Annotated in this window: 23 protein-coding genes; 9 read left to right on the forward strand and 14 right to left on the reverse strand. The window is 63.5% G+C overall.

From position 1 onward, the window contains the following. Positions 1-71: 71 nt before the first annotated feature. From V1479_RS02230 to V1479_RS02250, 5 genes are all read right to left on the reverse strand, one after another. The gene (locus V1479_RS02230; protein WP_368801467.1) at positions 72-983 is read right to left on the reverse strand and encodes a sulfurtransferase; all 912 of its coding nucleotides are present in this window, start codon (positions 981-983) and stop codon (positions 72-74) included. Positions 984-1,156: 173 nt separating this feature from the next. Further along, positions 1,157-1,591 carry a type II 3-dehydroquinate dehydratase gene (locus tag V1479_RS02235; RefSeq protein WP_368801468.1) on the reverse strand — a complete coding sequence of 145 codons (435 nt, stop codon included), beginning with the start codon at positions 1,589-1,591 and terminating at the stop codon, positions 1,157-1,159. Between the two features lie 6 nt (positions 1,592-1,597). Further along, the gene (locus V1479_RS02240) at positions 1,598-2,899 is read right to left on the reverse strand and encodes a TRAP transporter large permease (protein ID WP_173188467.1); all 1,302 of its coding nucleotides are present in this window, start codon (positions 2,897-2,899) and stop codon (positions 1,598-1,600) included. Then, positions 2,896-3,405 (reverse strand): TRAP transporter small permease, encoded by a 510-nt coding sequence (locus V1479_RS02245; protein WP_368801469.1) that lies wholly within the window; start codon positions 3,403-3,405, stop codon positions 2,896-2,898. The genes V1479_RS02240 and V1479_RS02245 overlap by 4 nt, the downstream gene beginning before the upstream one ends. A 96-nt stretch (positions 3,406-3,501) precedes the next feature. Further along, positions 3,502-4,488: a sialic acid TRAP transporter substrate-binding protein SiaP gene (locus tag V1479_RS02250; RefSeq protein WP_368801470.1), complete on the reverse strand. Its 987-nt coding sequence runs from the start codon at positions 4,486-4,488 to the stop codon at positions 3,502-3,504. A 209-nt stretch (positions 4,489-4,697) separates the two neighbouring features. Between V1479_RS02250 and V1479_RS02255 the strand changes: the two genes are divergently transcribed. The 3 genes from V1479_RS02255 (at position 4,698) to V1479_RS02265 (ending at position 7,072) form a co-directional block, all read left to right on the forward strand. After that, positions 4,698-5,372, forward strand: a complete 675-nt coding sequence (locus tag V1479_RS02255) for a GntR family transcriptional regulator (protein ID WP_368801471.1) — start codon at positions 4,698-4,700, stop codon at positions 5,370-5,372. 47 nt (positions 5,373-5,419) lie between these two features. After that, complete coding sequence (locus tag V1479_RS02260) at positions 5,420-6,109, forward strand: GntR family transcriptional regulator (RefSeq protein WP_368801472.1); 690 nt, start codon at positions 5,420-5,422, stop codon at positions 6,107-6,109. A gap of 111 nt (positions 6,110-6,220) precedes the next feature. Next, the gene (locus tag V1479_RS02265) at positions 6,221-7,072 is read left to right on the forward strand and encodes a shikimate dehydrogenase family protein (RefSeq protein WP_368801473.1); all 852 of its coding nucleotides are present in this window, start codon (positions 6,221-6,223) and stop codon (positions 7,070-7,072) included. Between the two features lie 21 nt (positions 7,073-7,093). On the opposite strand, the gene V1479_RS02270 is transcribed toward V1479_RS02265, so the two are convergent. Further along, positions 7,094-8,239, reverse strand: a complete 1,146-nt coding sequence (locus V1479_RS02270; protein ID WP_368801474.1) for an FAD-dependent monooxygenase — start codon at positions 8,237-8,239, stop codon at positions 7,094-7,096. A gap of 91 nt (positions 8,240-8,330) precedes the next feature. On the opposite strand from V1479_RS02270, the gene V1479_RS02275 reads away from it, so the two are divergent. Next, positions 8,331-8,888, forward strand: a complete 558-nt coding sequence (locus V1479_RS02275; protein WP_368801475.1) for a TetR/AcrR family transcriptional regulator — start codon at positions 8,331-8,333, stop codon at positions 8,886-8,888. A gap of 429 nt (positions 8,889-9,317) precedes the next feature. Here V1479_RS02275 and V1479_RS02280 read toward each other — a convergent pair whose 3' ends face one another. Beyond that, complete coding sequence (locus V1479_RS02280) at positions 9,318-9,569, reverse strand: GlsB/YeaQ/YmgE family stress response membrane protein (protein ID WP_173188452.1); 252 nt, start codon at positions 9,567-9,569, stop codon at positions 9,318-9,320. A 169-nt stretch (positions 9,570-9,738) separates the two neighbouring features. Between V1479_RS02280 and ggt the strand changes: the two genes are divergently transcribed. Together ggt and V1479_RS02290 are read left to right on the forward strand one after the other, a co-directional pair. Beyond that, positions 9,739-11,469 (forward strand): gamma-glutamyltransferase, encoded by a 1,731-nt coding sequence (gene ggt / locus V1479_RS02285; protein ID WP_368801476.1) that lies wholly within the window; start codon positions 9,739-9,741, stop codon positions 11,467-11,469. A gap of 111 nt (positions 11,470-11,580) precedes the next feature. Then, positions 11,581-12,066, forward strand: a complete 486-nt coding sequence (locus V1479_RS02290) for a hypothetical protein (protein WP_368801477.1) — start codon at positions 11,581-11,583, stop codon at positions 12,064-12,066. Between the two features lie 16 nt (positions 12,067-12,082). Here the strand turns inward: V1479_RS02290 and V1479_RS02295 are convergent, their stop codons facing one another. Continuing rightward, the gene (locus V1479_RS02295) at positions 12,083-12,997 is read right to left on the reverse strand and encodes a LysR family transcriptional regulator (protein ID WP_368801478.1); all 915 of its coding nucleotides are present in this window, start codon (positions 12,995-12,997) and stop codon (positions 12,083-12,085) included. Between the two features lie 177 nt (positions 12,998-13,174). Here V1479_RS02295 and V1479_RS02300 point away from each other — a divergent pair, with 177 nt between their 5' ends. Further along, the gene (locus V1479_RS02300; protein WP_368801974.1) at positions 13,175-14,353 is read left to right on the forward strand and encodes an acyl-CoA dehydrogenase; all 1,179 of its coding nucleotides are present in this window, start codon (positions 13,175-13,177) and stop codon (positions 14,351-14,353) included. 84 nt (positions 14,354-14,437) lie between these two features. After that, a complete protein-coding gene (gene amaB / locus V1479_RS02305; protein ID WP_368801479.1) occupies positions 14,438-15,946 on the forward strand; it encodes an L-piperidine-6-carboxylate dehydrogenase in 1,509 nt (502 codons plus the stop codon). 67 nt (positions 15,947-16,013) lie between these two features. Here the strand turns inward: amaB and V1479_RS02310 are convergent, their stop codons facing one another. The 5 genes from V1479_RS02310 to V1479_RS02330 all read right to left on the reverse strand — a co-directional run bounded on the left by V1479_RS02310 (position 16,014) and on the right by V1479_RS02330 (position 22,507). After that, the gene (locus V1479_RS02310) at positions 16,014-17,129 is read right to left on the reverse strand and encodes an ABC transporter ATP-binding protein (RefSeq protein WP_368801480.1); all 1,116 of its coding nucleotides are present in this window, start codon (positions 17,127-17,129) and stop codon (positions 16,014-16,016) included. A 25-nt stretch (positions 17,130-17,154) separates the two neighbouring features. After that, positions 17,155-18,834 (reverse strand): beta-galactosidase BglA, encoded by a 1,680-nt coding sequence (bglA, locus tag V1479_RS02315; protein ID WP_368801481.1) that lies wholly within the window; start codon positions 18,832-18,834, stop codon positions 17,155-17,157. A gap of 3 nt (positions 18,835-18,837) precedes the next feature. Further along, positions 18,838-19,989, reverse strand: coding sequence for a carbohydrate ABC transporter permease (locus V1479_RS02320; RefSeq protein WP_368801482.1), 1,152 nt, complete (start codon positions 19,987-19,989; stop codon positions 18,838-18,840). 1 nt (position 19,990) lies between these two features. Beyond that, entirely contained in the window at positions 19,991-21,004 is a 1,014-nt protein-coding gene (locus V1479_RS02325; protein ID WP_368801483.1) for a carbohydrate ABC transporter permease, read from the reverse strand. A gap of 147 nt (positions 21,005-21,151) precedes the next feature. Then, positions 21,152-22,507, reverse strand: coding sequence for an ABC transporter substrate-binding protein (locus V1479_RS02330; RefSeq protein ID WP_368801484.1), 1,356 nt, complete (start codon positions 22,505-22,507; stop codon positions 21,152-21,154). 364 nt (positions 22,508-22,871) lie between these two features. Here V1479_RS02330 and V1479_RS02335 point away from each other — a divergent pair, with 364 nt between their 5' ends. Beyond that, positions 22,872-23,894: a substrate-binding domain-containing protein gene (locus V1479_RS02335; protein WP_368801485.1), complete on the forward strand. Its 1,023-nt coding sequence runs from the start codon at positions 22,872-22,874 to the stop codon at positions 23,892-23,894. Here V1479_RS02335 and V1479_RS02340 read toward each other — a convergent pair. Continuing rightward, positions 23,891-24,322, reverse strand: a complete 432-nt coding sequence (locus V1479_RS02340; protein WP_368801486.1) for a Fur family transcriptional regulator — start codon at positions 24,320-24,322, stop codon at positions 23,891-23,893. The two genes, V1479_RS02335 and V1479_RS02340, sit on opposite strands and share 4 nt — an antisense overlap. Positions 24,323-24,532: the final 210 nt, after the last annotated feature.

Here is a 24,532-nt window from a genome sequence, read left to right on the forward strand (position 1 = left end):
ACTGCAAGTGTCCGGAAAATTCCGGACACTTGTGCCGCCAAATCAGGTGGCGGCTAAGGAGCGTTTTCGACCTAGCTGCCGGACTTGTTTTCGACCGGGCGCGCCGGATCGGCGGTCCACTCGGCCATCGATCCATCGTACATGCTGGTGTTCTTGTTGCCCAGCACCTCGGAGAGCCCGAACCAGGCGACAGATGCCCAGTGCCCGGTGTTGCAGAACGCGATGTTCTCCTCGCCAGTCGCCAGGCCGACCGCCTCGCTCAGCGCCTTCACCGTCTCGGGACGCGCGAAGGTCGCGTAGTCCGCGCTGTAAAGATCGGAATGCTGAATGTTCACGGAGCCGGGGATCGTGCCGTTGGCGCGGACGACAGGGCTCTTCGACTTGCCCGTGAACTGTTCCGCGGGACGGCCGTCGACGAGCTTCGTCCCGGCTTCCAGCGCCGCGACAACCTCCTCGGTGGTGGCAAGCAGGTCTTCCTGCGGGTCCGCGGTGAAGGTGGCCGGTTCGGGCGTGACCGCTTCCGCAGTGCGCGCGCCGCCGGCCGCATCATACTGTCGCCAGCCGCCGTCGAGAATGGAGACATCGTCGTGGCCGAGATATTTGAATGTCCAGTAGATGCGGGTCGCGCCGCCGAATTCGGAGGAATCGGTGCCCCATGGCACGATGACGACATGGTCGTCATTGTCGATGCCGAGGTCGCCGATCAGCTTGGTGATCTGGTCCAGCGGCGGCAGCTTGCCCGGGACCCCGTCGATCTCGGTACGCCAGCCCGCACTTGCGTAGGGAGCAACCACCGCGCCCTCGATATAGGGCGTGTCTCCCAGTTCCGTTTCGGCGACCTTGTCGCGAATGTCGAGGATGACGACGTTTTCCTTGCCGGCGTTCGCCTTGACCCAATCGGCGTCAACCAGCGGACCGGCATCGGCCGCGAGCGCCGGGGCGGCGAGAACCGAAAGCGTGAATGCCAATGAAGCGATGCGCATGAGACCGAACTCCGTATCATTTCCCGAAATCGATCCGGGATCCTGAAAGGGTTTTAGACTTCGGAGCGTGTTGAGTCAGCGCACGACTGCGCGAGCACGCACGGCATCTCTAGAATATCATTCCTCATGAAGAGAATTTAGGGGAACATGATTCCGCGACAGCCGGCATCCGCCTATCCGATCAGGTCCTTCATCGCACGTATGGCGGTCGCATAGCCTTTCGGACCAAGCCCGGCGATGACGGCCGTGGCGATCTTCGAAACCAGCGAATGCTGGTAGATGTCCTCCCTCCGGTGGATGTTGGAGATGTGCAGCTCGATGATCGGCCGCGGAAACATCTTCAGCGCGTCCAGAATAGCGATGGATGTGAAGGTGAAGGCGGCCGGGTTGATGACGATGCCGGCGGCAGGCCGGTCGATCGCCTCGTGAACCCAGTCGACGATCTCGTACTCACGGTTCGACTGCCGGAACTCGACCGGCATTTCGCCGGCTGCCGAGCGGCACATCGCCTCGACCTCGCTCAGCGTCGTGCTGCCATAGATTGCCGGCTCACGCGTGCCGAGGCGATTGAGGTTGGGGCCGTTGAGAACGTAGATCGGTGCAGTCATGAAGGATCAGCCCTGGTAGCCCAGCAGACGGGGCAGGAAGAGAACGAGGTCGGGGAAGAATGTGATGAGCGCCAGCGAGGCCAGCATCGCATAGAGGAACGGCAGGATGTCGCGCACCAGTGCGCGCAGTGACACCTGTCCGATATTGGTCATGATGAACAGGAGCAGGCCGTAGGGCGGCGTGATCAGCCCGATCATGATGTTGACTACGCAGACGATGCCGAAATGCACGAGGTCGACGCCGAGGGCCTGCGCGGTAGGGATCAGCACCGGGATGACGATGAGGATGATCGTCGTGCCTTCGAGAAGGCAGCCGAGTGCCAGCAGCAGGATGTTGACGATGATCAGGAACGTCGTCGGCGACAGGTCGAAGCCCTGCAGGAACACGCTCAGCGTCCGCGGGATGTTCTCGACCGTCACGACATAATTGAAGACCAGCGCGCCGGCGATCAGCATGCCGATCGACGCGGTCGTGCGGGCGCTCGACAGCAGCGTCTTGTATGTGCCGCGCCAGGTCACGGTGCGGTAAAGCAATGCCGAAACGAGGAACGCATAGGCCGCCGCAATAGCGGCCGCCTCCGTCGGTGTGGTGATGCCGGAATAGATGCCGCCAAGCAGCACCACCGGCATCATCAACGCCGGAAGGGCGCGCAGCGTGATGCCGGGAATCTCGCGCAGCGGCACCGGCTCCTCGACCGGAAAGTTGCGCTTCCGGGCTATATGCACCACCAGCCCCATCTGCATCAGGCCCATCAGCAGGCCGGGCACCATGCCGCCGAGGAACAGGTAGCCGATCGACGCATCGGAAACGAGCGCGTAGAGCACGACCGGGATCGAGGGCGGAATGATCGGCCCGATGACGGCGGTGGCGGCGGTCAGCGCGGCGGCGAAGCTAGCCGGATAACGACCGCCATCGGTCATCATCTTCTGCATCATCTTGCCCACGCCGGCGGCATCGGCGATGGCCGAGCCGGACATTCCGGCGAAGATGATCGACTGGACGACGTTGACCTGGGCGAGACCGCCTCGGAATCGCCCGACCAGCGCGTTGCAGAAGCCCAGCAGACGTTCGGTCATCGAACCGCTGTTCATGATTTCGGCGGAGAGTATGAACAGCGGCACCGCGAGCAGGATGTAGCTCGTATACATGCCGTTGAGCAGCTGCTCAGCCGCCGTGCCCATGTCGAGGCCGGCGAGGTACAGATAGACGATCGAGCCGGCGATCATGGCGTGGCCGATCGGCAGGCCAAGCAGGCTCAGGCCGATGATCGCAATCAGGCAGAGTGTGAACGGATCGGTGAAACTCATAGGCCGGAACCCATATGCTCCGCATCGCGGCCGGTGACGTCGCCGCGCATGGCGCTCCACACCAGCCAGCCATAGCGAAGAATCGCAGCGACCGCGAACAGCAGGTAGATCGAGAACAGGTAGTCGAAGCGGATCTTGAGATAGGCGGTCGACTGGACCTTCATGAAGGTCACATAGTCGTAGACCGCAGGGAAGGAGAGTGCGTAGATGATGACGAGCGCCATGGCGAACAGGGCCGTCATGACGCGTCGCACGGCAGGGTTGACCGAGCCATAGACGAGGTCGAAACGGATTTCCTCATCCTCGCGCAGCACGAACGCCGCGCCCCACAACACCAGCCACAGCCACATGATGACGGTGAGTTCCGACGTCCAGCCGATCGGAAAGTTGAGGAAGTAGCGGAAGATCACCTGCGCCATGAAGGCGAGGAACATGACCGCCAGCATCAGCGCCAGCAGGTTTTCCGCGCGTCGATAGAGAAACTGCCCGATGCGAGCGAACCGCATGGCGACCTCCGAGCCGGTATCCGCGGTCCGGCGCCGCGGGAAGAAATTCCCGGCCCGCCCTGTCGGGCGGCCCGGGTTGCAAAAATCGGCCCTGGATCAGAGCGCGTTGATGCGATCGACCATGCCCTCCGGCCAGTCCTTGGCCAGTTCGGATTCAAGATACATCTTCTGCGCGTTGCTACGGAAGGCTTCCAGATCGGGCGTGTAGATTTCCAGCCCCTGTTCCTTGAAGAACGAAGCCAGCTCCTCCTCGCGCTTGAGGTGCTCACCGGTGCTCCACTCGATCGCGGCATCGGCCGCGGCCTGGACCTTCTCCTGCTGCTCGGGGCTCAGCTTGTTCCATGTGTCGAGCGAGATGGTCAGGAGATCGTAGCCGACGAGATGCGATGTCATGACGATCTGCGACATGACCTCGTAGAACTTCATGTTTTGCACGTTTGGCAGCGGGTTGTCCTGCCCGTCGATCGCGCCGGTCTGCAGGCCGGTATAGACCTCGGCATAGGCCATCGGCGTCGGGTTTGCTCCAAGCGCCTGCCCCAGGAACTGCCACGCATCGCCACCGGGCATGCGCAACTTGATCCCGGCCATGTCAGCCGGCGTGTTGATCTTCTTGTCCACCCGCAGCCCCACCTGGCGCGCGCCGAAATACGTCGGGCCCAGAACTTTCACGCCAAGCTGGTCCTCGACCATCTGCTTCATTTCCTGGCCGGGTTCGCTGGCAAAGAACGTGCGCAGGTGGTTTGCATCGCGGAAGAGATAGGCGGAGGTAAGCACCGACCACGCTGGGATCTGGTTGGAAATGTCCTGCGGAGCGATATTGCCCATCTCCAGGTTTCCGCGCTGCAGCGCGACGAGTTCCGTGCCCTGCTTGAACAGCGTGCCGCCGTAATAGCCCTGATAGTCGAATGCGTCGCCGATCTGCTCGGCGAACTTCTTCATCATCTCCGCACGGATGTCCTGTTCGGAGAATACGGCGGAAAAGCGCAGCGCGACCTTGTCCTGCGCGGTCGCGGCAACGGTGGAGCCGGCAAGCGCAAGGGCGGCGCCGGCCGCGAGCAGTGCTCGTCTCGTGAATTCGATCATGGCAGTCCTCCCTGGCCATTCGGTTGGCAACGGCCAGTGCAGCACCAGCCGTCGTGACGAGACTCTTGCCACTAGACAGACCTTCGATCAATAGGTGTTATCAAAAATCTCCTATATTTCTGTTTCCGTCATTCGAAGCGATATTGCCGGTCCATGTCTTGCGGGGCGCTCGCGAAGCTGCGATGAACTCCGCGACTAGGAAGCGCATCATGTCCGAACTGACCTCCGTACTGGATACCGCGGGCGAAGCAGCCTATCGCCATATCCGCCACGACATCATTTTCGGCGGCCTTGCACCGGGGGCGAGGCTCCGGCTGGAGCGCCTGCGGGAAACCTATCAGGCAAGCGTGAGCACGCTGCGCGAAATCCTCAACCGACTGGCGTCAGAGCGGCTGGTGCTTGCCGAAGGCCAGCGCGGCTTCGCCGTCGCGTCGGTGTCGCAACAGCATTTTCGCGACGTGGCGGCGATGCGCGAACTGCTGGAGGGCCATGCGCTCAAGGAATCCTTCCTGCGCGGCGATGTGGAATGGGAGGGCGCGGTTCTGGCCGCCCATCACAAGCTGGCGCGTATGGAAGCCCAGATGGCGGGTGGCGCCCGGTCGGTCACCGAGGACTGGAAACGCTACGATCGCGAGTTCCACGCGGCCTTGATTTCGGCTTGCGGTTCGAACGAACTGATGTCGGCGCACCGACAGATCTTCGATCACTACCTGCGCTATCAGATCATCGCCGTCATCTATCGTGGCGAGGAAGCTTCGGCCGAGCACCGTCAGCTTCTCGACTGCGCGCTCAAACGCGATCATGACACCGCGATGGCCATTCTGGCGAGGCACATACGGGCATGCGTGGAGCACACGGTTCGCAACGGCTTGCTGCCGGCCTGATCCGCTGCGCCATTGCAGGCGAGTTCATCCGACATTAAGACGATCGTATGAACCCAGAAGCCGCCCCGCACGCTAACGAACCCGCGCCGACTATCGGAGAAAATGCCTATCGTCGGATTCGATCCGACATTGTCTTCGGCCGACTGGCACCCGGGCAGAAGTTGAAGCTGGAGCGCCTGCGCGACGCCTATGGCGCCAGTATCAGTACGTTGCGCGAGATCCTGAACCGACTCTCCTCGGAAAGCCTCGTCGTGGCCGAAGGCCAGCGCGGTTTCGAGGTGGCGCCCGTTTCCGCCGAAAACCTGCGGGAGATCGCTGCACTGCGCCTTCTCCTCGAAGGCCATGCGCTGGAACAGTCGTTCGCTGCTGGCGATATGGACTGGGAAGGTCGCGTCGTTGCGGCGCATCACAAGCTCGCCACGCTGGAGCGCCGCATGCGCGCCGGCGACTTCAGCGAAACGGAGCTGTGGAAGCGGTACGACTGGGAATTTCACCAGGCGCTCATTTCCGCCTGCGGCTCCGTCGTGCTGATGGAGACCCATGCCGGTGTGTTCGACAAATATCTGCGTTACCAGATGATTGCCTTGTCGTTCCGAGGCGACATTGCGGCGGAAGAACATCGCATCATGCACGATGCCGCATTGGAAAGAGATGCTGCAAAGGCGCGCGAGGTGCTCGTGCGGCATGTGGAAGGTGGCGTCGAGCACGCGCTTGCCACCGGCACGATCGCCTCATAGATCACCATATAAAACACAAAACACCAGACATATCGGATTTTGTGTGTTGCGTGACCGCCGCGCTGCGAGTACGCTTTGGCGTTCGATCAACCCGGTTCCAGAGCATCAACCATGGCCGCCATACGGCTCGGCCTCATCGGCGATCACATAGCCCGCTCCCAATCGCCCCGGCTGCATGTGCTCGCCGGCAGGCTCTGCGATCTCAATGTGACCTACGACCGGCTGATCCCCGCCGACATAGGTATGGATTTCGACGCCGTCTTCGACCGTTGCGCACGCGAAGGCTACCGCGGCATCAACATCACCTATCCCTACAAGGAGACGGTCGTGCCGCGGCTGGAGGTGCCTGACCCGCAGACCGCCACCATCGGCGCCTGCAATACCGTGCTGTTCGGAGATGGTCAGCCGCAGGGTCATAATACGGACTTCTCCGGCTTCGCCGCAGCGTTTCGGTCGACCTTCGGCGATGTATCGCCGGGTGTGGTGGCGATGGCGGGTGCGGGCGGTGTCGGCAAGGCCATCGCGTTCGCGCTTGCGCGCCTTGGCGCCCGCGAACTGAGCATCTACGACATGGACGTTTCGCGCGCGAACGCGCTTGCCGCGACGCTGTCCGGAAGCGGCGTTCCTATGCAGACGATCGTGGCGGAGTCGATCGCGGCGGCGGCGGATGGTTCGGATGGCCTCGTCAACTGCACGCCGATCGGCATGGCAGGCCACCCGGGTTCACCGTTTCCAGCGGATGCAATGCAAAGCGCGGGATGGGCGTTCGACGCGGTCTATACGCCTGTCGATACCCAGTTCCTTCAAGGTGCCGGCGCGGCTGGTCTGGCGGTGATGAGCGGCTGGGAGCTCTTTTTCCACCAGGGCGTTCAGGCCTTTCGTCATTTCACCGGGCGCGAGGTGGATGCGCCGGCGCTTCGCAGCGCACTTCTCGACCTACACCGCGAAGCCATGGACGGCTGAGTGTTCCGTGCGAAGCCGGCCTCAATTGAAGCCGGCGAGTGTCCTTGCTGCAAAAAGCCTGACACGGGGAAGTGCTGCCGCCGTGGCGATCAGGCGATTGCGGAACCAGCGCGAGACCGGATTGGCGAGCGTTGCCACTTTCGTCAGGCGGTCGGTCATTTCAAGAACCTCCGCTGCCGCCTTTCGCCGCTCCAGGGCGTAGCTGTCCAACGAAGCGTCCGATCCCGTACGCAGCGCTTCGGTCACGGCAAGACTCAGCGCCTCGGCATCGCGAAGGCCAAGATTCATGCCCTGCCCACCTGCCGGGCTGTGGACGTGGGCTGCGTCGCCGACGAGCAGAACGGAACCGTCGCGAAAACTTTGCGCGAGCTTGTGGTGCACCTGGAAGCGGGACCCCCACAGCACCTCGCGAATCCGGGCGCCGCTTCGCGGGCCTCTGGCGTCGATGACCTTTTGCACGTCCTCCAGCGTCGGCACCGAAGGCGCGTCCGGCAGTTGCGCCACCACCCGGTAGCGATCCCGCGACATCGGGGCCACCACGAGCGTACCGGCCTCGGAGAAGAACAAGGTCACCTCGTCTTTGGTGATCGGCCAGTCCATGCGCACGTCGGCGAGAAGGAAGGAGCCGTAGGTATCGCCGGGAAAATCGATCCCCGCGCCGGCACGCACCGTGCTCCTCTCGCCGTCAGCGCCTATCAGGTAGCGCGCCTCGACGAGGAACTGCCCGTCGGCGCCGTCGCACGTCGCGCGAATTCCATCGGCGGTCTTCTCGAACCCCGCGAGCCTGACGGGCCGGCGCACCGCATGGCCGAGTTCGGCGAGCCGCTCGGTCAGGATCTGCTCGCTCTCGTCCTGGGGGATCATGAGCGCATACGGTGTCGGACCCGGCAGGACTGAAAAATCCACATGAAGCAGGATCGAGTCGCGGTCCCTGATCCTGAAGTGCGGCACCTTGATGCCCTGCGCGACAAGCCTATCGGCGACCTTAAACCGCTTCAGGCTCTCAAGCGTTGCTGCGTGGATGACGGCAGCGCGCGAGGTGTTCTGCGCCTCCGGCAAGGCGTCGACGATGATGAAGTCGACATTGCGTTCGGCGAGCCCGATGGCGGTCGCCAGTCCGGCAGGGCCGGCGCCGACGATAAGGACTTGAGTGTTCAGGCTGGACATTGCGATCCTCCGATCGAGGTTGTAAACATATGTTTACTTACGGTGCGATCCGGAGAAAGTCAACAAGCGTTTACAAGGGAGCTCTTCGGCGATGGCAAGAGATGCGCAAGCAACACGTGAACGGTTGATCGCGGCGGGAAGAAAAGCGTTTTCGGACCGTGGGTTCGAGCGCACCACGGTGCGGGAGATCGCGGCCGAAGCCGGCGTGAACCCCGCGCTCATCAACCGCTATTTCGGCGGCAAGGAGCAGCTTTTCGCCGAGGCTGTTTCAATCGACCTGGCCTTTCCGAATCTTTCGGGCGTCGCCAGGGACCGCATAGGCCACGCGCTGGTCGAACATTTCTTCAGGCGCTGGGAAGGTGATGCCCAGGACGATCTGCTGCGGGTGCTCATCAGGACCGCGGCCACGAACGAGGAGGCCGCCTCGCGCATCCGCGCAGTCCTGGCAGAGCAGGTCGGGCTGATGGTTGCCCGCGTCGCCGGCCCGGCCCGCGTGCGCGAGCGCGCCAGCCTGATCGCGACGCAGATCCTTGGCCTTGCCTATGCGCGTTACGTCATCGGCCTGTCCGATGGCGATGTCACGCCGCAGACCGCAATCGCAATGATCGGCGGCACGGTTCAGCGCTACCTCTTCGACGAATTGCCGTAAGAACCCGACGGTCAGCCGCAGCGCATTACGTCAAAAGTCCAAGACTCCCGCGAAAATGTCTATTCCCCGGGATCTTCCACAAGCCTGCGTGAAGGACAGGCCGGGAGTAAATCGAGCCGCCGCGACCACCAACTTCTCAAGGACACGTCGGCACAGGAACGGACCTCGGTCCGGATCGGCTATGCGATCTCCGGGACCGGCCCGGCTTCGGAGGCGCGGGTATCACCACGCTGCCGAACCACCAGCTCTGGGTGAAGGATCCACCGGGCTCGACTACCGGTCGTCCGCCGAAGAAGTTGTGCGGGCCGTGGAACGCCGTGTCAGGCAGATAAGGTCGATTTCTCCCTGCCGCCGCGGGCACCGGCTTCAACCGGTGCTCCGTCATTCGCTGCCTGGCCCTGACCGCCGCCGGACCTCTGTCTGAACGCCTCAGCTTCGAACGGCGCGTGCGCCCCAGATGAGGATGCAGGCGCCAACGAACCCGGCAACGAGATAGCCCAGCCAGCCGCCGAACGATACGCCGAGCAGCCCGAACAGGAAGCTCGCCACCGCCGCGCCGACGATCCCCAGAATGATGTTGAGGAAGAGGCCGGTATCGCTCTTCATGACGCTGGATGCGATCCAGCCCGCCAGCCCGCCTATGATGATGGCCGCAATCCAGCCCACGCTTGCGTCTTCCATATGAAGTCTCCTTCGTTGCCGCCCCGACATCGCAATGATTCATCTTCCGCGCGCGTTGGCAAGACCGATCGGGTCTGGACCATTGTCGAACTGTGTAGCGACCCTGTTCAGGCCTGCCGGCGGTTGCTAGCTTTCCCCTGCGGGAAGGGCAGTCGAGGAGGTGGAATTCATGCGTTCTTTACGCGGTTACACATTGGTCCTGGCGCTGGCGGTGGCAATGCCGGAAGCGATCGCACAGGAAGCGCCCCAGCCCGAAGCCACCACGAAACTGGCCGAGCGCGTTTCCGTGCGGGCCAAGGAATTCATGGTCGCGAGTGCCCATCCGCTGGCAACGCGTGCGGGCTATGCCGTGCTCGAGGCAGGCGGCACCGCTGCGGATGCGGCGGTCGCGGTTCAGGCGATGCTGGGTCTGGTCGAGCCGCAGAGCTCCGGTCTCGGTGGCGGGGCCTTCGCGCTCTATTGGGATGCCGCGCTCGGCGAGTTGACCACTTATGACGCGCGCGAGACCGCGCCCCTCGCCGCCGACGAGAAGTACTGGCTGGGCGAGGACGGCGAAACGATGGAATTCGTCGCGGCCGTTGTCGGCGGTCGCTCGGCTGGCGTGCCGGGGACGCCGAAGCTGATGGAAACGCTGCACGGCAAGTTCGGGCGGCTGCCCTGGGCCGGCCTGCTGCAGCCGGCGATCGATACCGCGGAGCAGGGGTTCACGGTCTCGCAGCGGCTTGCCGACGCGATTCCGCAAGCGCCCGGGCTCAACACGTTCGAGACTGCACGCAGCTACTTCTTCGATGCCGGCGGCACACCGCTGGCGGAGGGCGCCACGCTTGAGAACCCTGCCTATGCGCGCACCCTCAGGCTTGTTGCCGAGCAGGGCGCGGCACCGTTCTATACGGGCCAGATCGCTCGCGACATCGTCGCAGCCGTGCGGACCGAGACGAATCCCGGCCTGCTGACCATGGAGGATTTCGCGCGCTACGAGGTGATCGAGCGCGAGCCGGTCTGCATCGACTATCGCCAGAACGAGGTCTGCGGCATGGGTCCGCCGAGTTCGGGCGGTCTCACGGTCGGCCAGATGCTGGCCATGCTCGAGGCCTTCGACCTGCCGGAAATGGGCGAAGGCGTCGAGGCGCGCCATCTCTTTGCCGAGGCCTCGCGACTGGCCTTTGCCGATCGCGGCATGTACATGGCCGACAGCGATTTCGTCGACATGCCGAAAGGGCTTCTGGATCGCGCCTATCTCGCCGAGCGCGCCGCGCTGATCGATCCGTCGGCATCCATGGGCAAGGCTGAGGCCGGCGATCCGCCCTGGGACGAGACGAAGCTCTATGCCCCCGACGTGGAGCGACCGCGCCACGGCACCTCGCACTTCGTCATCGTTGACGGCGACGGCAACGCGATCTCCATGACGACGACGATCGAGAGCGGCTTCGGTAGCCGCGTGATGACAAACGGTTTCCTGCTCAACAACGAGTTGACCGACTTCTCCTTCGCGCCCGAGGCGGATGGCAAGCCGGTCGCCAACCGCGTCGAAGCGGGCAAGCGGCCGCGCTCGTCCATGGCGCCGACGATCGTGTTCCGCGACGATCGGCCGGTGCTGCTGACCGGCAGCCCGGGCGGCGCCAACATCATCAACTACGTCGCGCTGTCGCTCGTTGCCCTGCTCGACTGGAACATGGACCCGCAGGAAGCGGTGGACCTGCCGCATGTCGTCAACCTGAACGGTACGACGCGTGTGGAGGAGGGCGACGGCGCCCAGCAGACCGCGGACGCCCTGACCGCGCTCGGCCATGAGGTCTCGATCGCCAACCTCAATTCCGGCCTCCACGTCATCAAGCTGGAAGGCGGCGAGCTGATCGGCGCTGCCGACAAGCGCCGCGAGGGGCAAGTGATGGGCCGATAAGAGGCTGGCTGTCCGCTGCCTCGCCCAGCGGACAGCCAAGCTTATCGTGGCGGCGATTCTGGTATAGCTCCCCGAGAGGATAGATTCCGCTGATTCTCGCTGGAGCGCGCCATGAACAGAACCGTCGCATCCTTCCTGCTCGTCACCGTGCTGACCGTGGCGCTGGCCGCGCTCAGCTTCGCCGTCGAGCAGAAGGGCTATGCCTTCGGCGCGCTCGGCCTTGCCCGGCTCGATAATCTCGCCAACGCGGCGACCTTCGTCCCGCTTGCTGCCATCTATGCCTTCGCTTCGGTGTTGATGATGATCCTGCCGCTGCGTGCCGCCGGCTTCGTCCACACCAATGGTGCGACGCCAACCTATGCGGCAACGCTGGTGCTGCTGGCGACGATCGTCGGCGTGCTCGTCGCCCGCTTCGCCTTTGGTGACCGGGCCGCGCTCTGGGCCCTGCTCGACTGGCAGTTCCTCTTTGCCGGCGCGATCATCGCCGCCCACCTGCTGATGAACGAACTGCGCCGAAACGTGCTGCTGCGCACGATCTTCTTCGTCGTCTTCATCGCCGCGACGCTGGCCTGCTTGTTCTGGACGTTCCGGCTCTGACCTGGCGGCCTTGCGATTATTGCAGGTCCGCCGTTTCAGTTTCCAGCCAGGCCCGGAACGAGCGCAGCGGTGGATGCTGCGCGCCGCTCTGCGGCCAGATCAGGTAATAGGCGCCGACGCCCGAGATCGCCTCGCCATAAGCGGGAACGAGCCGGCCTGCCTCGATCTCCCCTGATGCCAGGAAGGCCGGTAGCAGCGCCACGCCCATGCCGTGAATGGCAGCCTGGATCATCGTTGCGAACTGGTCGAACATCATGCCGCGCGCCGGCTGCGCGCCACAGCCATGCGCCTCGAACCAGCTCGTCCATGCTCTCGGCCGCGTTTCGAGCAGCAGAAGCGGCGCAGTCAGAAGGTCGCGCGCCTCGTCCAGCGGATGACGCTTGTGGAAGTCCGGCGCGCAGCAGGCGATCATGCGCTCGTCAAACAGCTTGACGTGCTCGGTCTCCGGCCAGTCGGGGTCGCCGAAATGGATTGCGGCGTCGAAGGTGCTTTGGGCGAAGTCGAACCGTTGCAGGCGCGTGCCGAGATTGATGGTGACGCCGGGATGCGCGGCGAGGAAATGCGGCAGGCGCGGGGCCAGCCAGCGCGTGCCGAAGGTCGGCAGGATCGCCAGCGACAGCGTGCCGCCGCCGGGATTGGCGCGCAGCCCGAGCGTCGAGCGTGCGATCAGGTCCAGCGCCTTGCGCACGTCATGTGCATAGGCCTTGGCCGCGTCGGTGGGCTTGAGGCGCTTACGCTCGCGCTTGAACAGCGTGACCTCGAGCTGTTCCTCCAGTGTCTTGACCATGCGGCTGACGGCGCCCTGGGTCAGCGACAGCTCGCGCGCGGCCGCAGCCGTTGACCCGGTGCGGCAGACGGCCTCGAAGGCGGCCAGCAGGCTGATGGAGGGCTGGAGCCGCCGAGGCGTGCTCCAAATATGCGGATTCGACATGTTTGATCGACCAAAAAGCGTTTTGCCTGCATAATACGCGGCTCATAATATATCAAAGGCTGGAACGTCCGGTCGTGGCATGCTCTGCTGCCGCGACCGCTTCCGTATTCAATTCGCCGTTCAAAGAGGACAGGCATGAACATTTCCGCACAGACCTCTCCGCACAAGGACGAAAAGATGGCGTCGTTCTCGTGGTCCGATCCATTCCTGCTCGACGATCAGCTTACCGAAGACGAGCGCATGATCCGCGACGCCGCGGCCGGGTTCGCTTCCGACAGGCTCCTGCCGCGTGTCGAAGAAGCCTATCTGGAGGAAAAGACCGATCCGGCCATCTTCTCCGAGATGGGGCAGGCCGGCCTGCTGGGGGTGACGATCCCCGAGGAATATGGCGGCTCGGGCGCAGGCTACGTGTCCTACGGCCTTGTGGCGCGCGAGGTGGAGCGTATCGATTCGGGCTATCGCTCGATGATGAGTGTCCAGTCGTCGCTGGTGATGCATCCGATCTATGCCTATGGCTCGGAAGAGCAGCGCAAGAAATATCTGCCCAAGCTCGCCTCGGGCGAGTGGATCGGCTGTTTCGGCCTGACCGAGCCGGATGCCGGTTCCGATCCCGGCGGCATGAAGACGCGCGCCGAAAAGACCGACGGCGGCTATCGCCTCAAGGGCTCCAAGATGTGGATCTCCAACGCACCGATCGCCGACGTGTTCGTGGTGTGGGCGAAGTCGGCTGCGCATGACAACCAGATTCGCGGCTTCGTGCTCGAAAAGGGCATGAAGGGACTCTCTGCGCCGAAGATCGGCGGCAAGCTGTCGCTGCGCGCGTCGATCACCGGCGAGATCGTCATGGAGGACGTAGAGGTCGGCGAGGACGCGCTCCTGCCGAACGTCTCCGGCCTCAAGGGACCGTTCGGCTGCCTGAACCGCGCTCGCTACGGCATCTCCTGGGGCGCCATGGGCGCGGCCGAGGATTGCTGGTTCCGCGCCCGCCAGTACGGCCTCGATCGCAAGCAGTTCAACAGGCCGCTGGCGCAGACCCAGCTCTTCCAGAAGAAGCTCGCCGACATGCAGACGGAAATCGCGCTTGGCCTTCAGGGCTCCTTGCGCGTCGGCCGCCTGATGGACGAGGGCAGGTTCGCACCGGAGATGATCTCCATCGTCAAGCGCAACAATTGCGGCAAGGCGCTGGACATCGCCAGGCAGGCGCGCGACATGCACGGCGGCAACGGCATCCAGATCGAATATCATGTCATGCGCCACGCGCAGAACCTCGAGACGGTCAACACCTATGAGGGCACGCACGACGTTCACGCCCTCATCCTGGGCCGTGCGCAGACTGGTCTGCAGGCGTTCTTCTAAGGCAGCCGCCCAAGGCATGATCGTAACGAAATGAAGGTCCGCGCCTGCGCGGACCCGCAAGCTTGAAAAGGGTCTTTGAACATCATGGATATCGCAAAGGAAACGACGGCGCTTCTCGAACGCCTCGGCGTGGACAAGGCTGTGCTGGCGGGCGGCTCGATGCCGTCCTATAGCCCGTTGACCGGCGGCAAGGTCGCCGACCTGTCGCCGATCTCGGCGCAGGACGCGGCAAAGGCGATCGATGCAGCCGACGAGGCGTTCCGCCAGTGGCGCAACGTGCCGGCCCCGCGCCGTGGCGAACTCGTGCGCCTGCTGGGCGAGGAACTGCGCGCCGCCAAGGACGACCTCGGCCGTCTCGTTTCCATCGAGGCAGGCAAGATCCCATCCGAGGGTCTGGGCGAGGTTCAGGAGATGATCGACATCTGCGATTTCGCTGTCGGTCTGTCGCGCCAGCTCTATGGCCTGACCATTGCCTCCGAGCGCCCCGGCCACCGCATGATGGAGACCTGGCACCCGCTCGGCGTCGTCGGCGTGATCTCGGCATTCAATTTCCCGGTCGCCGTGTGGTCGTGGAACGCAGCGCTGGCGCTGGTGTGCGGGAATTCGGTCGTCTGGAAGCCGTCCGAAAAGACGCCGCTGACAGCGCTCGCCTGCCAGGCGATTTTCGCGCGCGCCGCGTCGCGTTTCGGTGATGCGCCCCAGGGTCTGCTGCAGGTGCTGATCGGCGACCGCGCCATCGGCGAGGTGCTTGTCGACCACCCGAAGGTTCCGCTCGTCTCCGCCACCGGCTCGACCCGAATGGGCGCCGAGGTCGGCCCGCGGCTGGCGAAGCGGTTTGCGCGCGCCATTCTCGAACTCGGCGGCAACAATGCCGGCATCGTCTGCCCGTCCGCCGATCTCGACATGGCGCTGCGCGCCATCGCCTTCGGCGCCATGGGCACGGCCGGCCAGCGCTGCACGACGCTGCGGCGGCTGTTTGTACACGAAAGCGTTTATGACGATCTCGTGCCGCGTCTCAGGAAGGCCTACGAAAGCGTTTCGGTCGGCAACCCGCTCGAGACCGGCGCGCTGGTCGGTCCGCTGATCGACGCAGCCGCCTACAAGGGCATGCAGTCGGCACTTGAAAAGGCAAAGGCCGCGGGCGGCGAGATCACCGGTGGCGAACGCATGGAGACCGCGCAGGACGCAGCCTTCTATGTGCGCCCGGCGCTGGTCGAGATGCCGAAGCAGGTTTCGCCGGTCACGGAAGAAACCTTCGCGCCGATCCTCTACGTGATGAAATATTCCGACTTCGATGCGGCGATTGCTGACCACAACGCGGTGGGCGCGGGCCTGTCCTCGTCGATCTTCACCCTCGATATGCGCGAGGCTGAGCGCTTCCTGTCGGCCGACGGCTCCGATTGCGGTATTGCCAACGTCAATATCGGCACCTCCGGTGCGGAGATCGGCGGTGCATTCGGCGGCGAGAAGGAGACCGGCGGCGGCCGGGAATCCGGCTCGGACGCGTGGAAGGGCTACATGCGCCGCGCCACCAACACGGTGAATTATTCGACCGTGCTGCCGCTGGCGCAGGGCGTGTCGTTCGACATCTGACGCGATCGTCTCAACGAAAAACGGCGGCACTTGTGCCGCCGTTTTTCGTTTCAATCAGGCCGGGCGCTCAGGCTGCGCTGGCCAGGCGTTCCCGCGCAAACGATCGGCCATCGCTGTCGAAGATGTGCAGATCGCCGGCATCGGCCGTCAGCCGCACGGTCGAGCCGCGCTTGATCTCGACATTGCCGGGCAGCTTGGCGACCAGCGGCTCGCCTTCGCGGCCCAGGTCGACGTAGAGAAGCTGCACCTCGCCGAGCTGCTCGATATAGTCGATGCGCCCTTCGAACAGCACGCTGCCATCCGCGTCCGTTGCCACGCGCAGGTCTTCCGGCCGCACGCCGAAGCTGGCCTGTGTGCCGGCGGCCGAGTCCGGCGTCTGGGTGGGTACGTGCGCGACCGTCCCGTCGGCGAGCCGGACGGCGGTAGGCCCGCCCGCCCGCTCGATCGTGGCCGGCACGATGTTCATCGACGGCGAACCGATGAACTGGGCAACGAACAGATTGCCGGGGTGGCGGTAGAGTTCCATCGGTGAGCCGACCTGCTCGACATAGCCGTCCTTGAGCACCACGATCCGGTCGGCGAGCGTCATCGCCTCGACCTGGTCATGGGTGACGTAGATCATCGTCGTGTTGGCCATCTGCTCCTTGAGCTTGGCGATCTCTATGCGGGTGGCGACGCGCAGTGCGGCGTCGAGGTTCGACAGCGGCTCATCGAACAGGAACACCTTAGGGTTGCGGCAGATGGCGCGACCGATGGCAACGCGCTGCCGCTGGCCGCCGGAGAGCGCCTTGGGCAATCGGTCGAGATATTTGGTAAGCTGCAAGATTTCCGCCGCCTGCTTCACGCGCTCGTCGATCTCGGCCTTGCTGGCCTTCGCGATCTTCATGCCGAAGGCCATGTTGTCGTACACGGTCATGTGCGGATAGAGCGCGTAGGATTGGAACACCATCGCGATGCCACGCTTGGACGGCGGCACGTCGTTGACGACGTCTCCGTCGATCTGCAACTCGCCCCCGGTTATGTCCTCGAGTCCGGCGATCGTGCGCAGCAGCGTCGACTTCCCGCAGCCGGACGGGCCGACGAAGACGATGAACTCCCCCGATTTGATGTCGAGATCGATGCCGTGCAGGATTTCGAGGTTGCCGTAGGCTTTCTTCACGTCCCTGAGCAGCAGATTGGCCATGTTTTCCTCCTCCCGATTCCGTTCGTCAGGCGATCCGTCCGAACCAGGCGCCATATGCGCCGAGCTTGATCGTTCCACCCGCGCTTGTGCCCGAAAAGCCATGCCCCGGTATCGAAACCGGTGAAACGCCGTCGCCCAGCTCCAGCGCGGCGTCGTTGCCGCCGAGGTTGAAGGCGCACAGGATCTGTTCGTTGCCGTGACGGCGGGTGAAGACCACCACGTCGCCCTGCGCATCGTTGAAGGTGATTGAGCCCTTGATCAGCGCCGGATGGGCCGCGCGGAAGGCGAGCATGCGGCGATAATGTTCGAGCAGCGAGTTATCGTCGTCGGCCTGCGTGTTGACCGCCATGGTCAGATGCTCGGCCGGCACCGGCAACCAGGGCCGGGCCGGCGAGAATCCGGCATTGGGCTGGTGCGAATCCCACACCATCGGCGTACGGCAGCCGTCCCGCCCCTTGAATTCCGGCCAGAAGCGGATGCCGTAGGGGTCCCGAAGATCCTCGAAGGCCAGGTCCGCTTCCGGCAGGCCGAGTTCCTCACCCTGATAGATGCAGACCGAACCGCGCAGGCTCATCAACAGCGCCGAGATCACCTTAAGATAGGCAGTGCGATCCCATTCGCTGGCCGCCCAGCGCGATGCATGCCGCATCACGTCGTGATTGGAAAAGGCCCAGCACGACCAGCCGTCGCTGGCGACGCGGTCGAACTCTTCGAGAACGGTACGCACACGCTCCGCGCTGATCTTGTCGGGCGACAGGAAGTCGAACGAGTAGCACATATGCACGCGGTCGCTGCCGGCCGTGTAGTCCGCCACGATCTGCAGGCCGCGCTGCGCGTCGCCGACCTCGCCGACCGCGGCGGCCGCCGGATACTCGTCGAGCAGCGCGCGGAATCGGGTAAGAAACGCCACGTTCTCCGGCCTGCTCTTGTCGTAGATATGGTCCTGCCAGTTGTAGGGATTGACGGCTGGCGCCGTCGAATAGTCCCGCGATTCCGGCGCCAGAGCCGGATTGTCCTCCAGCCCCTGGCTGTGGAAGTAAAAGTTGATCGTGTCGAGCCGGAAGCCGTCGACGCCACGCTCCAGCCAGAAACGTGTAACGTCGAGCAGTGCGTCCTGAACCTCGCTGTTGTGGAAGTTGAGATCCGGCTGCTCGGCCAGGAAGTTGTGCATGTAATATTGCTGACGCCGCGCATCCCACGCCCAGGCGGACCCGCCGAAGATAGACAGCCAGTTGTTGGGCGGCGTGCCGTCGGGCTTTGCGTCCGCCCATACGTACCAGTCGGATTTCGGGTTGTCGCGCGAGCCCCGGCTTTCGCGGAACCATGGATGCGCATCCGACGTGTGCGACAGGACGAGGTCGATCATCACCTTGAGCCCGAGCCGGTGCGCCTCGGCGACCACCGCGTCGAAATCGTCCAGCGTGCCGAACATCGGCTCGACGTCGCGATAGTCGGACACATCGTAGCCGAAATCCGCCATCGGCGAGCGGAAGAAAGGCGAAATCCAGATCGCGTCCGCGCCGAGGCTGGCGATATGCGGCAGCCGGGTCAGGATACCGCGCAGGTCGCCGATGCCGTCACCGTCGGAATCCTGGAAGGAGCGCGGGTAGATCTGGTAGATGACCGCCCCCCGCCACCAGTCGCGATCCGGTTCCACCGCCGGTTCCGCGCCTTCCCTGTTCTGGATATGCATTGCAGCCTGCATCGATCAACCACCCTTGACGGAGCCCGCGAGCAGTCCGCGGACGAAATAGCGTTGCAACGAGAAAAACACGATAAGCGGCACGATTATGGTGACGAAGGCGGACGTCGTGAGAATTTCCCAATCGCCGCCGCGTGAACCGAGCAGCGCATTGAGCTTGCCGGTCAGCACGAGCTGGCTCGAGCCTGAGCCCAGGAACACCATGGCCACCAGCAGGTCGTTCCACACCCACAGGAACTGGAAGATCGCAAAGGAGGCGAGCACGGGGAAGGAGAGCGGCAGCACGATCTTGACGAAGATTTCGAAGTCGCTTGCTCCGTCGATACGCGCCGATTCCATGATCTCGCGCGGCAGGCCGGCGATGTAGCTGCGCAGAAGGTAGATCGCGAAGGGCAGGCCGAAGCCCGTGTGCGCAAGCCAGATGCCGAGATAGGTCTTGGCCGGCACGCCGAAGAAGGCGCCAACGCCATTATAGAGCTTGAGCAGCGGTATCAGCGACATCTGCAGGGGGACGACCAGCAGGCCGATGACGACGGCGATGAGGATCGCGCGGCCGGGAAAACGCATCCAGGCGAGCGCGTAGGCTGCGAACGCCGCGATCAGGATCGGGATGATGGTGGCCGGAATCGTCACGGTCAGCGAGTTGATGAACGATCGGCCGATGCCTTCCGAAAACAGCACCGTCTCGTAGTTCTCGGTGGTGAAGCGCGGCGGTGTCGACGCCTCGAAGAAGACGCGCTCACCGCGACGGCCCTCGAAGGCAACAGGAGAGGAATGGACGTAGCTGCCGTCCTCGTTCACCTGCAGCGTGACGCCGTCTTCCAGCTCGGCCACTGTGCCGGCCTCATGCGCGGTCGGCTCCTGGATGCGCGTACCGAAGGCGGTGATGGTCAGTGCGGTGCCGTCCTCCAGCAGGTTGCCGGAGATCACGAAGCGTCCGCCCTGCTCGACCTGGGCGTCGGCTGCGTCGGTGCGGCCTTGCCCCGTCTGCGACGACGTGGTCAACGCGGTCCACCAGCCGGAAACGGCGATCTGGTCCTTGTCGCGCAGCGACGACACCAGGATGCCGAGCGTCGGGACGGTCCAGACGATGAAGATCAGCAGCACGGCGATATGAACGCCCCAGCGCTGGGCAAAACTTTTGCCGGTCGCAGCCATGTCAGTGTCCTCCCGTCTCGCGCGTGGCGTTGCGGATGTTCCAGATCATGATCGGTATGACGGCGAGCATGATGATGATCGCGATGGTCGCCCCGCGGCCGAAATCGCCACCGCCGCGGAACATCCAGTCGAACATCAGATTGGCGAGAACCTGGGTGTTCCACTGCCCGTTTGTCATGGTCAGCACGATGTCGAAGACCTTGAGGACCAGGATGGTGATGGTTGTCCACACCACCGCGATCGTGCCCCAGATCTGCGGCACCATGATCTTCCAGAAGATCTGGAAGCCATTGGCGCCGTCGATGGTCGCAGCCTCGATCGTCTCGTCGGGGATACCGCGCAGCGCGGCCGACAGGATCACCATGGCAAAGCCCGTCTGGATCCAGATGAGGATTACCATCAGGAAGAAATTGTTCCAGAAGGGCAGCGAGATCCAGACCTGCGGCTCGCCGCCGAACCATTGCACGATGGCGTTGAGCACGCCGATCTGCGTCTGGCCGTCGCCGCGGTACTCATAGATGAACTTCCAGATCACGCTGGCGCCCACGAACGAGATGGCCAGCGGCATGAAGACGAACATCTTGGCGATGTTGCCCCACCAGATGCGGTCGGTCAGCACGGCGATGACGAGGCCGAAGAAGGTGCAGGCCGCCGGCACAACGGCGAGCCAGAGGAAATTGTTGAAGATCGCCTGGCGGAATTCCCTGTCGCCCAGCGCCCATTCGTAATTGGCGGTGCCGACAAAATTCTGACCGCCGCGATCGAGGAACGAGAGGCGCGCCGTCTCGATCACGGGGTAGATGAGATAAATCGTGAGGATCAGGAGCGCAGGCCCGAGGAACAGCCACGGCCGGATCAACCCTTGGCGTCGCAGATTGTCGATGGCTGACTGGCTCGAAACGCCGTGCGCCGGAAAGATCATGTCCAGCAGCCGGTTGGCGCCCCAGAAGTAGACGACGCAACCCGAAACGCCCAGAACGACAGTCAGAATCGCAGAGATGATCTGCCCCGTCATCGTATCCTCCCACTGCTGGCCGGGGCTTGCGCGGGAAGCGTCCCACGCCGACCCCGGTGCGATAGATTTGTCCGAAGGTGTCGACTTGTCTGCCGGTCCGGGCCGCGCGCGACCCGGACCGTTAGTTTCGAGGGAGGAGCCCCACCCTTATTTGATCGCGTCCCAGCTCGTCTGGATTTCGGTGGCGACCTGCTCGGCCGGCTTGCCGCCGACGAGTTCGACCATGCCGGTCCAGAACGATCCTGCGCCGATGCGTCCGGGCATCAGGTCCGATCCGTCGAAGCGGAAGGTCGTGGCGTCTGCCAGGATTTGCCCCTGACGCTTCAACTCTTCATTCGCATAGGCGTCCACATTGACGCCTTTGTGCGGGGTCACGAAGCCGGACTGGGCCATCCACAGCTCATGCGTGAGCGGCATCTTCAGGAACTCTATGAAGGCCCGCGAGGCATCCGAATCCTTGGTGATCATCGCAAGTGTGCCGGCGCCGAGAACCGGCTTGCCGAGATCCTTCTCCGCATAGGGCGGCATGTAGAAGAAGTCCGCGTCGACGCCCATTTCGGTGCCTTCGGGGAAGAAGGACGGGATGAACGACGCCTGATGGTGCATGTAGCACTTCGGCGGAATGTCGAAGAGACCCTTCGGGCTGTCGCGGAAGTCGGTCGCGGCGACCGCGGCAGCGCCACCGTTGACGTAATCGTTGTTGGTGGCGATGGAGGCGAAGATTTCCAGCGCTTCCACGACCTGTGGGTCGTTGAAGGGAATCTCGTTCTTCACCCACTGGTCGTAGACGGACGGTTCGTGGATGCGCAGCATAATGTCCTCGACCCAGTCGGTCGCGGGCCATCCGGTCGCGCCGCCTGAACCCAGGCCGATGCACCACGGCACACCCCCATCCTCGACGATCTGGTCCTGCAGCGCCAGCAGCTCTTCCATGGTCTCCGGCACTTCGTAGCCGGCATCCTCGAAATTGTCCGGCGAATACCAGACGAGCGATTTCACGTCGGCCTTGTAGGGGAAGGCGAAGAACTGTTCATCGCCCTTATCGTCGGCATAGGTGCCGAGATCGACCCAGGATTCGCCGGCCCCGTAGTTCTGGGCGACCCAGGCGGCAGTGTCTTCGCCCAGGGGCGTGAGCAGGCCCTTCGATGCAAGGTCCTGGATAAGGCCCGGCTGCGGCAGGATCGCGATATTGGGCGGGCTGCCCGCCTGCGTGTCGATGACAATCTGCTGTTCGTAGTTCTCTGACGACGAATAGTTGACGGTGGCGCCCGTCGCCTCTCGGAAATATTCGAGGATCGACTGGATCAGGTCCTCGTCGGCGCCGCGCCAGGGGCCGAAAACGGTCAGCGTCTGGCCAGACAGGTCAGTCTGCTGCAAGGTTTCGTAGTCCGACCAGGTGAAACGGCCGTCCTCTCCCGGCGCGAATTTGAGCTCGGCCGCGGCCGGCGCCGCATACATGGCTATGGTGGCAAGCGCTGCGCCCGCCAGCAGGGATTTCCTCATGATTTCCTCCCGTTCGAAATCGACATCATTCGATGCACGCAACCTCCATTGCGCACACGGCCGGCGCGTTGTTTCGCGGATTGCTCCGACACGAAATCCAAAGCGCTTTGACTGCTCGCATCTTCGACACCGAATTGACGCAAAGTCAATAGGGGTAGCGACCTAATCGATTTAATACGCCCGCAATGGCGCGCTGCAGCATAGGTTTGCGGCAATGCGGTACGAATTTCCGCTTTGCCAGGGGGCACGGTCAGCCCTAATATTCATCGGAAGAAAGCGATATCGACACCGAATTTAGCTCGATCATTCAAAGCGATTTGGATGAAATGGCACGAAGTGTTGGTGTCGGCAGTGGAGCAGGAATGTGAACCTCAAGCAGTTATCCAGTATGCTGGATCTGTCGCAGACGACGGTAAGCCGGGCGCTCAACGGCTATCCCGAGGTTGCCGAGGAAACGCGCAGACGGGTCGTCGACGCCGCCAAGCGGCACGGCTATCGCCCCAACCCGAGCGCAAGGCGCCTGGCGACGGGCAAGGCGGGCATGATCGGCTATGTCATGCCCACGGGCGCCAGCGTGGAGATCGATCCGCATTTCGTCGAGTTTCTTTCGGGCCTCGGCGACTATGCACGTACGCATGAGCTCGACCTCGCGCTGTCACCTTCGACCATGGAAGATGAGGAAACCACCTACCGCCGCATCGTCGCCAACCGTCAGGTCGACGCAGTCTATATTTCCTCGCCGCGCCCGAAGGACAGTCGCATCAGGTTGCTCAACGAGCTGGGCATTCCGTTCATCGTGCATGGCCGATCGGAGGGGCTCGACTTCGACTACCCATTTCTGGATATCGACAACGAGGCCGCGTTTTATGAAGCGGCGCGTTTGCTGGTGCAGCTCGGCCACCGCCGCATCGCGCTGATCAACGGCAATCCTGACCAGACCTTCGCCATCCACCGAGAGCGTGGCGCACGACGGGCGATGGTGGCAAGCGGGGTCGAATTGCCCCCTTCACGCATCCGGGCACTGCCGATGACGGAAGAAAACGGCTACGCCGCGGCTCGTGAAGTGCTTGCCTCACAGGAGCGCCCGACGGCCATCATGTGCTCGAGCATGCTGATGACGCTGGGCATCATCCGGGCGTTGCGCGATGCAGGGCTCAGCGTGCCGGGCGACGTTTCGCTGATCGCGCATGACGACGTGTTTCCCTTTCTACGCCCGGAAAACTTCCCGGTGCCGCTGGCAACCACCCGGTCGTCGATCCGGTCCGCAGGTCAACGCATCGCCGAGCGCCTGGCAGCGCGCATAGGCGGCCTCGAAGAGGGTGCGCGCGGGGAGGTGTGGCCGGTCGATCTCGTCGTGCGCGGCTCGGTCGCGCAGGCCCGGACCTAACGCCGGCGACGTTTGCGCCCGTAGAGCTCGAGCCTGTGGTGGACGATCTCGTAGCCCAGCTCGCGCGCGATTTCCTGCTGCAGCTCCTCGATGCGGTCTGACTGGAACTCGATCACGTCGCCGGTCTCGATGTCGATCAGATGGTCGTGATGATCGCCAACGGCAGGTTCGAAGCGCGATGGTCCGCCCTCGAAGGCGTGGCGGTGGATGGCGCCGATGCCCTCCAGCAGCTTCATCGTCCGATAGACGGTCGACAGCGATATGCTGTTGTCGATCGCGACCGCGCGCCGAAATATCTCCATTGCGTCGGGATGATCGCCCGCATCGGAAAGAATACCGAGTATGACCCGGCGCGGCCGGGTGATGCGTACCCCGGCCTCTCGCAATGCAGCCTCGTAGTCGGGCTTCTGAATCACGGTTTGGTTCATCGGGCGAATATGCTTCTTTTGGGCAATCGTTGCAAAGAATGATCGCTGTGGTGCGAGTTTCGTGGCAAGGCGCAGGTCGCCATTCCCGCATGGCGTTCTGGTTTGGAAGCCGATGACAGAGCTTCTATTTGCAAACGATTTGCAATTGCATTGACGTAGGTGAGAAAGCGCGCTATGTGCTGATAGTCCACGTACCATCCTGCCGATTCC

Origin of the sequence: Neoaquamicrobium sediminum (assembly GCF_040970315.1) — a bacterium.
In the GTDB taxonomy this organism is placed as follows: Bacteria; Pseudomonadota; Alphaproteobacteria; order Rhizobiales; family Rhizobiaceae; genus Aerobium; species Aerobium sediminum.